At 40.6% G+C, this 13,535-nt stretch carries 12 protein-coding genes and 1 pseudogene; 4 read left to right on the top strand and 9 right to left on the bottom strand.

Annotated elements, in window-relative coordinates; translation table 11 throughout:
* Positions 1 to 109: 109 nt before the first annotated feature.
* Positions 110 to 1,756 carry a multicopper oxidase CueO gene (gene cueO, locus EL244_RS13360; RefSeq protein ID WP_126461501.1) on the bottom strand — a complete coding sequence of 549 codons (1,647 nt, stop codon included), beginning with the start codon at positions 1,754 to 1,756 and terminating at the stop codon, positions 110 to 112.
* A gap of 313 nt (positions 1,757 to 2,069) precedes the next feature.
* Here cueO and EL244_RS13365 point away from each other — a divergent pair, with 313 nt between their 5' ends.
* On the top strand, positions 2,070 to 2,417 hold the full coding sequence (locus tag EL244_RS13365; RefSeq protein ID WP_126461504.1) for a YacC family pilotin-like protein: 348 nt from the start codon (positions 2,070 to 2,072) through the stop codon (positions 2,415 to 2,417).
* Between the two features lie 51 nt (positions 2,418 to 2,468).
* Here the strand turns inward: EL244_RS13365 and EL244_RS13370 are convergent, their stop codons facing one another.
* Both EL244_RS13370 and EL244_RS13375 read right to left on the bottom strand, forming a co-directional pair.
* Entirely contained in the window at positions 2,469 to 3,509 is a 1,041-nt protein-coding gene (locus EL244_RS13370) for an AbrB family transcriptional regulator (RefSeq protein ID WP_126461507.1), read from the bottom strand.
* Between the two features lie 195 nt (positions 3,510 to 3,704).
* On the bottom strand, positions 3,705 to 4,340 hold the full coding sequence (locus tag EL244_RS13375; protein WP_112837285.1) for a TetR/AcrR family transcriptional regulator: 636 nt from the start codon (positions 4,338 to 4,340) through the stop codon (positions 3,705 to 3,707).
* A 376-nt stretch (positions 4,341 to 4,716) separates the two neighbouring features.
* Here EL244_RS13375 and EL244_RS13380 point away from each other — a divergent pair, with 376 nt between their 5' ends.
* A complete protein-coding gene (locus tag EL244_RS13380; RefSeq protein WP_126461510.1) occupies positions 4,717 to 5,934 on the top strand; it encodes a Tm-1-like ATP-binding domain-containing protein in 1,218 nt (405 codons plus the stop codon).
* 14 nt (positions 5,935 to 5,948) lie between these two features.
* On the top strand, positions 5,949 to 6,776 hold the full coding sequence (locus EL244_RS13385; RefSeq protein WP_006815178.1) for a phosphoenolpyruvate hydrolase family protein: 828 nt from the start codon (positions 5,949 to 5,951) through the stop codon (positions 6,774 to 6,776).
* A 79-nt stretch (positions 6,777 to 6,855) separates the two neighbouring features.
* Here the strand turns inward: EL244_RS13385 and EL244_RS13390 are convergent, their stop codons facing one another.
* From EL244_RS13390 to EL244_RS13410, 6 genes and pseudogenes are all read right to left on the bottom strand, one after another.
* Positions 6,856 to 7,614 (bottom strand): hypothetical protein, encoded by a 759-nt coding sequence (locus tag EL244_RS13390; RefSeq protein ID WP_126461513.1) that lies wholly within the window; start codon positions 7,612 to 7,614, stop codon positions 6,856 to 6,858.
* Positions 7,615 to 7,749: 135 nt separating this feature from the next.
* Positions 7,750 to 7,842 (bottom strand): annotated as a pseudogene (locus EL244_RS18345) (diaminopimelate dehydrogenase); the annotation flags it as partial.
* 97 nt (positions 7,843 to 7,939) lie between these two features.
* Positions 7,940 to 9,019, bottom strand: coding sequence for a T6SS immunity protein Tli4 family protein (locus EL244_RS13400; RefSeq protein WP_126461516.1), 1,080 nt, complete (start codon positions 9,017 to 9,019; stop codon positions 7,940 to 7,942).
* Positions 9,012 to 10,694 (bottom strand): esterase/lipase family protein, encoded by a 1,683-nt coding sequence (locus tag EL244_RS13405; RefSeq protein ID WP_006815181.1) that lies wholly within the window; start codon positions 10,692 to 10,694, stop codon positions 9,012 to 9,014. Before EL244_RS13405 ends, EL244_RS13400 begins: the two co-directional genes overlap by 8 nt.
* 85 nt (positions 10,695 to 10,779) lie before the next feature.
* Complete coding sequence (locus tag EL244_RS18350) at positions 10,780 to 10,935, bottom strand: hypothetical protein (RefSeq protein ID WP_006815182.1); 156 nt, start codon at positions 10,933 to 10,935, stop codon at positions 10,780 to 10,782.
* A 135-nt stretch (positions 10,936 to 11,070) separates the two neighbouring features.
* Positions 11,071 to 11,967 carry a diaminopimelate dehydrogenase gene (locus tag EL244_RS13410; protein WP_126461519.1) on the bottom strand — a complete coding sequence of 299 codons (897 nt, stop codon included), beginning with the start codon at positions 11,965 to 11,967 and terminating at the stop codon, positions 11,071 to 11,073.
* Between the two features lie 190 nt (positions 11,968 to 12,157).
* Here EL244_RS13410 and EL244_RS13415 point away from each other — a divergent pair, with 190 nt between their 5' ends.
* Positions 12,158 to 13,504 (top strand): MATE family efflux transporter, encoded by a 1,347-nt coding sequence (locus EL244_RS13415; protein ID WP_126461522.1) that lies wholly within the window; start codon positions 12,158 to 12,160, stop codon positions 13,502 to 13,504.
* Positions 13,505 to 13,535 lie beyond the last annotated feature (31 nt).

Raw genomic sequence — 13,535 nt, forward strand, 5'->3', positions numbered from 1 at the left:
CAATTACGCATGTATGGGAATGGAAAGCGCGTAATTTTAACATAAGCCACACCAAGACGCGATGACAAAACAAGTTGCAGTGACATTGCAGCCACTGCAACCATCACGATTAACTCACAGTAAAGCCCATCATCATGCCAGTATCTTCGTGTTCCAACAGATGGCAGTGCGCCATATAAGGATGTTGAGGCGTTGCTTTATGCTTAAACTCCACCAGCACTTCACTCACCTGCCCTTCAACTCTAACAATATCTTTCCAGCCTTGGCGATGTGGCTCTACAGGACGCCCATTCTCTTTCAGAATTCTAAAGCGCGTACCGTGCACATGGAATGGGTGCAGCATCATGTCTCCACGACCCGAAATAACCCAAACCTCTTGCTGATTTAACGGCGTATCAAAGGCAGGATGCGTCATCGAGAAAACTTGCCCGTTGATGGTATTTGCATTGTGGATATCTAAATCACCAGTGCCGGTACCGCAATGCCCCCCATTACCTTGCATTCCGCCCATCTTACCTTGGCTCATATTGCCGTGGTTCATGTTACCTTGGCTCATGTTTCCATTTCCCATATTGCTATGATCCATACCGCCCATCATGCCACCATGGCCGCCCATGCCCCCCATAGCTTGAGCACCGTATTTTTCACGCAACATCATCATACCTTGCATATCCAAACGCATATCCATCATCAAATGGAATTTACGACGGTTAAGCCCGGTCAATGAAGGGATAGCAGCAAGTGCAGCTAATTCTGCCGGTAATTTCCCATCACCTGCACTTAACGTCGTTTCGACACGCAATACAGGAAGTGGCTGGTCAAATGGTGCAATTGTCATACCCATTTGCTTAACAGGCAGAGTCACAAGATCAAAAGCGCGACCATCAGATACGTCAATGAGGACTTCAAAACGCTCGCCCATTAAGATAGGTAACTCGGTTAATGCAATAGGCTCTGCAAGTAAACCACCATCGCTTGCGACGACATACATTTTGCGCCCATCACTGGTGGACACATTTAAACTACGGGCATTACAACCATTGAGAAGTCTTAGGCGGATCCAACCTTTTGGTGCTACATGCTTAGGGTACACCGCACCATTGGTGAGCATCATATCCCCAAACCAACCCACAGCCGCACTCATTACATCCAGTTGATAATCGATTTGTCCATCATCTTTCAGGCGCTTATCTTGCAAAATAACCGGAATATCATCCACGCCCCATGTACTTGGCAATCCATATTTTGAGCTATTTTCATCTTTGATTACCACTAATCCCGCCAGCCCCATCGCCACTTGGTAACCGGTTTTTCCGTGAGTATGAGGGTGGAACCAGCAAGTAGCTTCAGGTTGATCAACAGTAAAATTGACTTTTCGGCTAGCCCCGGGAGCAATAATCGCTTGAGGTCCACCATCCTGTTCACCCGAAATTTCTAGCCCATGCCAATGCACAGTAGTTTCTTCCGGTAGCTGATTCGTGATATTGATATTAACAGATTGACCATTTTTCAGGCTTAATGCAGGTCCAAGTAAATCGCCGTTATATCCCCACGTTGTTGTTTTCTTACCGGGGACAAATTGTGAAATGCCCTGCTTGATAGCAATTTGGATATTACCTTGCGCATCTGGCTCAACTAATGGTGGAATAGCGAGAGTTGGATAATTCCCTGCGGCGACAGCAACGCGGCTCCAAACAGGTAATGCGCTAGCAGCATATGCTATTGCACTCAGCTTGAGAAAATCACGACGTAACATAGATAACCTTCCTTTTCTTTACCAGAATCAACAATCAGTGAGCACAGGATGACAAGGCAGAAATTGCCCTTTCCAAGCAAAACGTGTTTTAATGCTGATGATGATAAAGCTTCCCCCTACAGGAAGGTCAATAAATCCACGATATTAATATGGGTTTATTACATAGCTTTAAGAAAGTTAGAATTGCCTAACAGTTCTATACATTAAATAATTAGACTTACATAATTACCTTAAAAAAATAGGATAACTTGATGTATCGTGGCTATGTTCTTATGCTAATGTAACTTGATATAAAAAACAGATAGAATAGCGAATGCAAAAATTTATATTAATATCCTACTTCATGATGCTGCTTGGTGTGACTCACTCAGCGAAAGCCCTTGCGCCGAACGAAGCCGAAGATCTCGCCGACCTCACCGCGGTTTTTATTTATTTGAAATATGATTGCGGCTATACCCAAATCCCTGATCGTGAAATTGAACGGGCGATTGTTTACTTTGCCAAAAGCAATAAATGGGACTTAGGCAACTATAACTCCAACAAAATGAGCAAATTGAACAAAGAAAGTTATGATGACCTGAAAGGGATCCCATTAGCTCAAGACTTCAAATGCCAATCTTTAGCGCGTGACTCTTTAGGGCTATTTGCTTACGTGAAGTAAGTTTAACGTTCAAGCTTCGGAAACATGTGACCTTACCCAACGTGTTTCCCTTTATTCTTTCCGCTTATTTTTTCTCTCCTGCAAAAATAACACTACCGATGGGATTGTTTGAATAATCACCATACGAATAATGTGATTCGACATCACAAATCCAGCATCTAAATTCATGGTAATTGCGGCAAACGTCATGGCCTCCATACTGCCCGGCGCCCAAGCCAGCAATAACACCGCAATATCGTACCCCGTCAGCCATGAGGCAAAGACCGTGATAAAAAACGTCAAGATGATATTAATAACTACCACTTGGGCAGAGGAATAAATATTTTTTATTAGGGCAGATAACGGAAAAACAATAAAGTGGTTACCGATATTCATTCCAATCAGTACCATACTGAGTTCCGTTAGCATCAGCGGAAAACTAAGCTGAATATCAATCCAACCTTGAATGAATGTGGCTGCTGCCAATGATGTCAGCATAAAAGGGGCTGGAACTCTTAAGCGCTGTAAAACTAATCCAGCAATGAAGCCTGAAATCACTATGACCAATAGCCAGAAAGTTGACTCTAGCGTTAATGATGGTAACTCAAATAGAGGTTGAGAATCTCCCTCACTTCCCACCACAATTCCCGCCAGTAAAATAAGAATAATTAATCTAATCGTATGGGAAATAACAATTTTTTGAGGTGGCGTGTGGGTATGGTCAGTTAACGCAAGGATCGCCGCCATTGCTCCTGGTACCGAACCGAGCATGGCTTCTTGTTTTGTCCAGCCAACTTTGCGATAAAACCAAAAGTAGCTAAATGAAAACTGCACCGCCAAACAGACAACCAAGGTCATCAAAAGCAGTAATAAATTATCTGCCTCTTTGAGTGAAACTTGATTAAACATCAAACCGACGGAGCTGCCCAACGTAACTTGAACAAAAGTGATGGTATGTTTGGGGATCGAAAATGAAAAACCCAAGCGATTAAAAATGATGATGGCGATGATCGGACCAAACATTAATGCTAATGGAATGCCAATATAGGTCAATACACCACCCACAACGGCACAGATAGCAATGCCCACTATCATTTTTATCAGCTTGATCATCGCGCATTAACCATTGAGATTATGAGTAATTAAAATAATTTATATCACAATAATGCAAAAGGTTGAGGCTGAGAGTGCTGAATTACTTATCATAGGGATTATTGGCTGGGGTTTGACCTATTCTCAGATTTTGTACTTAAAATCGCCCTCAAATATAGACGAATATTTAAGTCTGTATTGGTCGTTCCCCACCCTTTAATTTTCGATTTGCTGCTTATCGGCAACGGCTTGGTTAATAATTGCTTTTGCCATCCATTGCGCTAATTCCGTCACTTGTTCATTATCTAACTTCCAAATATCTTTCAATACCAGAAAAATTTCAGAACCATAAATAACAGAAAATGCCTTGATCACTTTATCGATCACTTCTTCGGGATATTCCGATTTCATCGGTGAAGTGACCATGGCCAAAATGTCTTTACGATTTCCACGTTCAAGACGTTTATCTCTTGGAGCTGGTGTGGGTGATGAACGACCTAGCGCCCACTGCTGTAAAGAAGTCTGTAACGCAGCTCTCAATACGCCTTCGTGTTCAAACATTCGAGGAAAAGCATAACGCAGTAACTCATCAATGCGCTCTTCCGTTTTTTCACTTTCAGGTTTCCACGTCAAAATAGGACCTAAGCTGACATTAACTGTCGCGGCGATTAAATCACTTTGAGTTGGGAAATAGCGATAGGCGGTAGCACGAGAAACACCCGCTTCAATGGCAAGTTCAGAAACTGATGGCATCGCCCCTTTTTCAAACAATTCGACCGCCGTCGACACTAAAAGGTTATAAGTGCGTTTGCGTGTTCCTTTATAATCAGGCACAAGATGACTTTGTGGCATATCTTTATCCTTAAAATCCGCCGTTCAAATGAGTTTAGACAATATCTTTAACAATACCTATTCGTCGATAAGCATTTTTACTCATTAATTACTTATTCAGCTGTGTTAGTTTGTAAAATTAAGCTATAAATACAATGCAATAAATTATTATATTGAAATATAAACTGATGAAAAACATTATTATAATTTATGTTTAATGCTTTTTTATATAATAATTATTTTGTTTAATCAATAAGATACAGTTCACGCACCGATTATCCAAGTAAGAAAATAGCATAATGAGACTACAGTCTCATTTTTAATTAACAAAAAATGATACTTTAGTCTCAATGAGATGAAAAATTCAACTAAACACCCTACACAAAAGGATTTTTCTATGCCAAAACACCAGGGCTTTATTTATGTTGCAACCACCCTCGATACCAAAAGTGCTGAGCTGTTTTATGTCAGTGAATTAATAAAAAAAGCAGGGCTTGCAGTACGTACTATTGACTTAACGACCCAGCCGACACAATTAGAAAAACAGGCTGATGTTACTTCAACCGAGATCGCGAGTTTCCATCCTCAAGGGACTGATGCGGTATTTTGTGGTGATAGAGGTAGAGCTATTGAAGCAATGGCTCAGGCATTTAGCCTGTACCTTGCCGCTCAAACCGATGTTGCCGCCATTATCGGATTGGGAGGTTCAGGTGGAACTGCATTAATTACTCCAGCCATGCAAATATTACCCGTTGGTATCCCTAAGCTGATGGTTTCCACGATGGCATCAGGGGATATTTCAGGTTATATCGGCGCAAGTGATATCTCGATGATGTACTCCGTTACCGATGTCTCTGGCCTGAATGTCATTTCTCGAAAAGTCCTGAAAAATGCCGCTAATCAAATTGCAGGAGCCGTATGGTTTGATGATGGCGAAGACAGTGCCGTCGAGTCTAAACCTGCGATTGCCTTAACCATGTTCGGGGTTACAACCTCATGCGTCCAACAATTAACGGCAAAATTAGAGCACGACTATGATTGTTTAGTTTTCCATGCAACGGGCAGCGGTGGGAAAGCGATGGAAAAACTGATTGATAGTCGTTTATTGGATTCAGTTTTAGATATCACCACCACTGAAGTTTGTGACCATTTATTTGGCGGCGTTTTGGCTTGTGATGAAGACCGTTTTGGTGCCATTGCTCGAACACAAACACCCTGCGTGCTGTCATGTGGCGCATTGGACATGGTGAACTTTGGTCGCCCATCTTCCGTGCCAGAACAATATAAAAATAGGCAGTTTTATCACCACAATGCGCAAGTCACACTGATGCGAACCACGGTGGAAGAAAACCGCCAGATGGGGTATTGGATTGCAGAGAAACTGAATGCATGTGAGGGACAAATTCGTTTTATTATCCCAACGGCTGGCTTCTCTGCTTTAGATATTGATGGGGCTCCATTCTGGGATCCCAAAGCAGATAGCGCATTTATCGACGCATTAACTGAAAACCTAATAACAACAGAAAAACGTCAATTAATATTAAGTCCATATCACATTAATTCTGCTGAATTTTGTGAACAGGTCATTGAATTACACCAGGAAATTTGTCAATAAGTAGAGGTTGATACATGAAACATAATCGCGAAGATTTACTGAATAAATTCAGAGCGATGGTAGCCCGTGGCGAGCCAATTATTGGCGGCGGTGCTGGAACGGGGCTTTCGGCTAAATGTGAAGAAGCTGGAGGCATTGACCTTATCGTTATCTATAACTCAGGTCGTTATCGCATGGCAGGACGCGGCTCTTTAGCAGGTCTGCTGGCCTATGGTAATGCCAACGAAATCGTCATGGATATGGCAAAAGAGGTGCTACCAGTCGTAAAACACACGCCTGTTCTTGCTGGCGTAAACGGTACCGATCCATTCTGCCAGTTTGATAAATTCCTCGATGACATCAAAGCGACTGGCTTTGCGGGCGTCCAGAACTTTCCAACTGTCGGTCTAATCGATGGCAACTTCCGAGCTAACCTCGAAGAAACGGGAATGGGTTATGGTTTAGAAGTGGATATGATCCGCATGGCTCATCAAAAAGGGTTATTAACTACCCCCTATATCTTTAGCCGTGAAGATGCCATTGCCATGACAGAAGCGGGGGCAGATATCATCGTGCCACATATGGGACTGACAACCGGTGGCAACATTGGTGCAGAAACCGCAGTTACACTGCAAGACTGTGTGGCGCTAATAAATGATTGGGCGACAGCAGCAAAATCTGTGCGCGATGATGTCATCGTGCTGTGCCATGGTGGCCCTATTGCGACACCTGAAGATGCTGAGTTTATTTTAGCGAATTGCCCAGACTGCCACGGCTTTTATGGCGCGAGTTCTATGGAACGTTTACCAACTGAAGTTGCATTAACAGAAACCACTCAAAAATTTAAATCAATTACTCGCTAGTTTTTTATTCTTTTTTATTTTTTGCCAACACCAGGGCGCCTACTTCGGTAGGCGCTTTTCTTTGTCTGGATTCACGGCTTTAATTTTTCAGTTCAACATCCAAATGTTTTCGCTTATTCCGCCAATTTATCCAGCCAAACAGCGCAGGCAACACAACAGGTAAAGAGAAATAAAGGACACCAAAGGCAAAAGCAACATGCGGTTTTTCAGGAAATTCCCCACCCGAACCAATTGAGTTTAAATAATGGATAGATTCAAGATATTCAGGAGTAAGCCCACCATAAGGCACCAACCATGATAAAAACATCGTGAAAAAAATACTAAACATAAAATTCACGGCCATTAAGGCAGAATACAGCAAATTTTCTTGGCGCTCACTGTCGGTCCGGCTGGTTATCCCAAATAGCATGCGATTGATAACCGTCGCACTGTATAAATAAAGGATCACCGGAGAGTCCCCCAGCACAGCGGCATTAATCGCCAGAGCAAAGACACCGTAAAATAATGCAAAGCCTAAAAGCACTTTGATATTTTGGAACACTGACATAAACACGCCAGAATGCACCAAAATAAATTCGAAGATGAGGATCAAAGTGAGGTTATAAATAATTTCGACACTGTAGTTTTCAGGAAAAAACCAAACTGAAATAATAAAGCCCACATAAAATAGAGAGAAACCATAATTCATCAGTTTAGAAAAGGCACGCAATAAACTAAATGAGTGGTGACTTTCTTGTCCTTTTTTTACCGCTTTATTCTTAGGGAAAAAACTCGCTGTCGCAGATTTATCACCTTTTTTCTTTTTTACTTTCGGTATATTTTTCTTTGGCGTCTCCATCCACTCTTCTCCATTAATTAATACATTGATCCCATCCTAAATCATGGCGTTATTCTGGGTTGTCATAATTAAAACAGTGGGAAAAGAAAATGGTACGAAATTTTACTTTCCGTACCATTAAGAAAGAACTTAAAATTAGACTAATTTTGCGATCAGTGAATCTAAATCACCTTGCAAGAAGTTCACGGGTGGGATTTCAATCACTGTATAAGCTCCCGCGGGCTGCTTTTTCGCGACAGTATCAAGGCGATGTTTTCTTTTAGTGCCATTTGCCTATCCGACCTTTCTACTTAAAAGGAACTTTTTTACATCGGAAGCTAAATTTTTAAAATGCATTCGGTTTATAACGTAATGAATTGACAATTCGATCCCAAACTTCAACCAATTGCCACTGGCTATATTGGGTGTTTTTGTCTGCATTGTTTAACCCAATATATAGCAACGGTTTTTGTGAATCGGCGATCATTTCATTTGAATACAGAATAAATTCAAACATATTCGTATCTTCTTGCTTATTCTGTTTACCTATCATTAGCCATTCTAGAGATGGAATTCCGTTTGGTGAGAGTTTTTCTTTTTTAATGGTACTTTTCTTAGCTAATGACATAGCTTCATTGATTTGTGGGCTTCGATTAAACAACGTGTCATCAGAACCAACAGCCGTATTATCGGATCTAAACCCTAAAATAAAATCATCATTCTCATAAGTAAATGAGATAATTTCTTTATGTTGATTTCCATCATCGGCAATAAATCCATTGGGAATGCAAACGCCTTTATCAACGGGAATATCTTCATTTTTTCGTCCCGATAATCGAGATATAAGTGATTGCATCGCAGCTAATTTAGTCGGTTTTTCATTAGTCTGAATTTCACTTAACCCTCTAGCCAAAAAATCAATTTTCTTCTTTTCATATTTTTTATCAGAAAAGTCTCTAATATTTGTTGTAATAACAAATGCAATCATTTCAGTGTACACATGGGCCTCTAGTGTTCGATAAGAGTCATCAGAACCTGATTTATTCCTGTCGAAAATAACACCTTTGCCATCCGGTAATTGGATAATTTCTTTTAATACAGGCGCATTTTTTTCACTGGTTTTTCCATTGCGAAGTTCTTGCTCTCGCAATTCAATTCGTTGCTTAAATGCAGGAGGATAAATAAATTTACTTTCAATATGAAAATCATCGATAAACACTTGATTATCTTTCATATTGTTAAATGGAATGGGAATATCAATAACAAATCGCCCAACACATTGAGGTTTTACGTTTTCAAAGAATGCATCTATCAAAATATAATCCTTTTCAGTTAAACGGCTTTCTTTGTCATAAACAACCAAGCCTAAAAAAATGAACGAAAAAACAACCAAACCAATCAGTAAGCCTAGATACTTATTAATCATTTAATGGCACATCCATAACCATTTTAATAATCGCTCTCAATGTAAATTGAATTGCCGGTCTGCTTTTTATATCGACTATATCATCGACCTTGTAAGCATCTTGATGATCAACATTTGTTGCTAAAATACTTTTGATTGACCGATGAGCGTAAATAGCCGAAAACGACTCGATAGGTACAGTGCCATCACCAGCCGTTTTTGATGAATTTAATTTAAGCTCTTTCGCTAGTTGACCTTTTTCTCGTTTTTGTCTATTTGTTGGCGGTAAATGAGGTTCGCCTTGGGAGAATACATATGGACTTACAGTTAACTTCGTTGGTACCCAATCAAGATAGCCATCCGATTCAACTTGATTACCATAAAAAACATAAGTATTTGGGTGGTATAGTTTTTTTTCTTGGTGATACATAAATTGACGAACCGTATCATCCATAATGTCTTGATAAGCAAGCCAATTATTATCTATTACCACAGAATCCTTATCTAGAATATCCGGCCTATAAAGCTTCCACCAAACATCATTTCTAAGATAGATATCTTTGAACGGATCAGGTTTTCCCGTTTCAGGATCGATTGTTTGAGGATAACTACCTTCTTCTGGGATAAATAACCACGGTGACTTATAGGAAGGGTAAGGAAGCAATTGCAAAGGCGCTGGAGATTGCGCTAGGACTGGCATTAATTCTTTAGCAGACCACCCCAGAATGTGTCCCGCAGTATGACCTTCCTCACTCGCCCCCGTCCCCATTCGTCTATAGGCAGCAGGAGATCCTAAGTCAGGGATCACTCCATGAACAACGCCTAATACTTTATTCTGGCACCCATCAAACGTTGACTCAGGGGTAGGATTCATTGCATATCGAGCCACCAACCCTCCCATGGAATGAGTCACTAAAATAACTTTCTCCACTGCTAAACCATATCCATGACAACGATATAATTTAATAACGTTATCTATATACTCCACAAGCTTAGATGCTGATTCAGCATTATCAGCAAGCCAATTATAGCCAAAAACATGTAATGGAAATAAAAAGCGATTAAAATGGTCAAGCTCTTTTTGGGTTAACGTTTGTTCATTTTCTTTTTCTTCCGTTCCAAGTGGTTTCTCGACAAATTCATTTAGAATACTCACATATGGTAATTTAATATCACCCTTACTTAGACGTTCGAAATTAAGAACATTACTCTGCCAGTCATTAATTAATGCCGCCTGAAAAACACTCAAGAAACGACCATAACTATAATTAAGTGCTTCTCCCCACCCTCTATCATGACGTTTGGGAAATAGATATCCATCATCAGAAAAGGGCGTATAGACTTCTTTATCAACTAAGCCTCTGTTATCAACGGTTGTTGTTTTAGGGTTTAATATGTTTTTTCTTTCATGGCCGGTTCTTTCTGCCCATTGTAAAAAAATTTCATACCCTGCATCCCCTCGCCACATTTCTTTTTTATCATCTCCTTTTGACATTAAATTCGTTCCCATAATCCCAGGAAGAAAAATAACAGGAATAACTTTTCTCGGAGGTAAAATACACTTCGCTTCGGCATTGAAGGATTTGGGTTGAAGTTGAACATCATTCCAATGGCATGTTCCGTCTTCTTTCCATTTAGGGATATGATAAGAAACAAATTGGCATTCGCCGACTTCTGGAATATTTCTATTTGACATGACGAGGTTCCTTTCGTGTTTTCCTTAAGAAAAACAGAATAGCGTAATTTAGCTTAAAGTTCCTCTTGAAAGATCCAACTATCTGTCACTCCAGTTTAGAAAAGGCTCGCAATAAACTAAATGAGTGGCGACTTTCTTGTCCTTTTTTTACCGCTTTATTCTTAGGGAAAAAACTCGCTGTCGCAGATTTATCACCTTTTTTCTTTTTTACTTTCGGTATATTTTTCTTTGGCGTCTCCATCCACTCTTCTCCATTAATTAATACATTGATCCCATCCTAAATCATGGCGTTATTCTGGGTTGTCATAATTAAAACAGTGGGAAAAGAAAATGGTACGAAATTTTACTTTCCGTACCATTAAGAAAGAACTTAAAATTAGACTAATTTTGCGATCAGTGAATCTAAATCACCTTGCAAGAAGTTCACGGGTGGGATTTCAATCACTGTGTAAGCTCCCGCGGGCTGCTTCATGGTGGCTCTTGCCGCGGAGACCATAAATTGTGACGTTAATGCGGGGTTATTAATGCGCATTGAGTATTCAAATAATTGATTATGTGTCGCACCAGAAACCCCTTTATGGGTCATCTGCACGCCATGTCCCACATCTTTTAACCCATCAATACTGTCAACTTGGCGAATATGGGTTTCATCAGACGAGAAATAACTATCTTGTTTAATACTACGCACCACATCATCAAAGTTCGCGCCAGCGTCTAATTCTACATACACCATACGACGATGAATGCCGGTTCCCAGAGGAATGGTCACCGACAGCGCATCTTTTACGCCTTCAACGGCTTTCGCCGCAACACTGTGCCCCATACTCATACCGGGACCAAAGTTGGTGTAGGTGACGCCTTTAGGTGCCATCGCTAACATTAAGGTACGCATTATAGAATCAGAACCCGGATCCCAACCTGCCGAAACGATAGACACACTATTATATTTTTTCGCGACGCTATCGAGTCGGTGTTTCAACGCGACAATATCAGAATGCACATCAAAACTATCAACGGTATTAATACCCAGACTGAGGATTTTCTCTGCTAAATCGCCGATAGCTCGAGTTGGAGAACACAGTAATGCCACATCCACTTTGCCTAATTTTTCAATATCATCAACCACAATATAATGAGATAACTCTGCCGGAATATCTTGGGTATCACGACGGACTATTCCGACTAATTCAAAATCATCAGCGGCTTGAACAGCTTCTAGTGCGTAACGGCCTATATTTCCGTATCCCACTATTACTGTTTTAATTTTTGACATTATTACTCCTCGGTCATTCTGATGTCATATTTTCAATACAAGATACATATCAATAACAAATTTAGATAAATTAAACAAAGCCTAATTATCTAAAAATATCCGGCTTTTATAACTAGGTTCACCCAGCAATTAGAGGTAGAATTCAGCCAATTAGTCTTTTTCCTCTATTTAACGTGTATAAAGGTTCTTAATGCATCAGTCTGATGTCACTGAGAGGTCTCTCTATTCCCTCAGTTGGCCAATTTTTATTGATATTTTTCTTCATTTGGCCACTTTATTGATTAATACCTACATGGTTAGCCATGTATCCACAGCCTACCTCGCTGCAATGGGGGTGGGGAATCAGGTATTTGACCTATTTATTACTATTTTTAACTTTATTAGTGTCGGTTGTAGTGTTGTTATCGCTCAATATTTAGGAGCCGGACGCCGTGATAAAGCGAGCCAAGCGATTCATATTTCTATCGCCTTTAACTTTATATTAGGTTTTTCTAGCGCCTTAATTGCCCTATTTTTTGGCTATAAAATTCTCGCGATTATGAATACCCCATCCCACCTGATGGATGATGGTTATACTTATCTGCATATTTTAGGTATCTGTTTAATTCCCGAAGCGATTACGATTATTCTCGCAGCATGTTTACGTGTGTATGGTAAAGCACAACCTGCGATGTGGGTGACATTGATTGCCAACGTCATTACTGTCATTGGTAATATGATCGTGTTATACGGCTTCTTTGGTTTACCAAAATATGGATTGGAAGGCGTCGCATGGTCAACGGTTGTTGGGCGTATTGTGGCAGTAATTTTACTGTTCGGTCTGCTGTTCTATGGGTTAAGAATTAAATTTGTTCCGATGATGCTCGTACGCTGGTCCCGTAAAATGTTGAACAAAATTCTGCATATCGGCCTACCCGCCGCAGGTGAAAACTTAGTGTGGATCCTGCACTTTATGACCGCCTCTGCATTTATTGGTTTAATGGGAGAAACCGCCCTCGCCGCACAAACCCTTTATTTCCAGTTATCACTGTTCATTATGCTGTTTGGGATTTCAATCAGTATTGGGAACGAAATTATGGTTGGGCACCTTGTAGGTGCAAAACGCTTTGAAGATGCCTATCGACGAGCTTTCAAAAGCCTAAAATGGGGCTTCTATGTCACCATCGGTGTGGTTTTCGTCTTCTGGTTATTCCGTTCACCGATTTTAGACAGCCTCACAGATGACCAAGGCATTATTCAATTATTGCTGCCAATTTTCTTACTCTCAGTCTTCTTAGAACCGGGACGTACCATTAATATTGTAATGGTTAACGCCTTGCGTGCTTCGGGAGATGCCAAATTTCCGCTACTTACTGCCATTCTATTTATGTGGGGGATCGCTATTCCATTAGGCTATTTCCTCGGCATAAAAATGGAGATGGGGCTACTGGGTATTTGGATCGGTTTCTTTGCTGACGAGTGGGTTCGCGGGTTAACCAATGCTTGGCGTTGGCGCTCTCGTAAATGGCAAAGTAAACGCCTCGATCTGGAAAACTAATTCATCATTTAATACACAGACCCCACCTATG

Origin of the sequence: Providencia rustigianii (genome assembly GCF_900637755.1) — a bacterium.
In the GTDB taxonomy this organism is placed as follows: domain Bacteria; phylum Pseudomonadota; class Gammaproteobacteria; order Enterobacterales; family Enterobacteriaceae; genus Providencia; species Providencia rustigianii.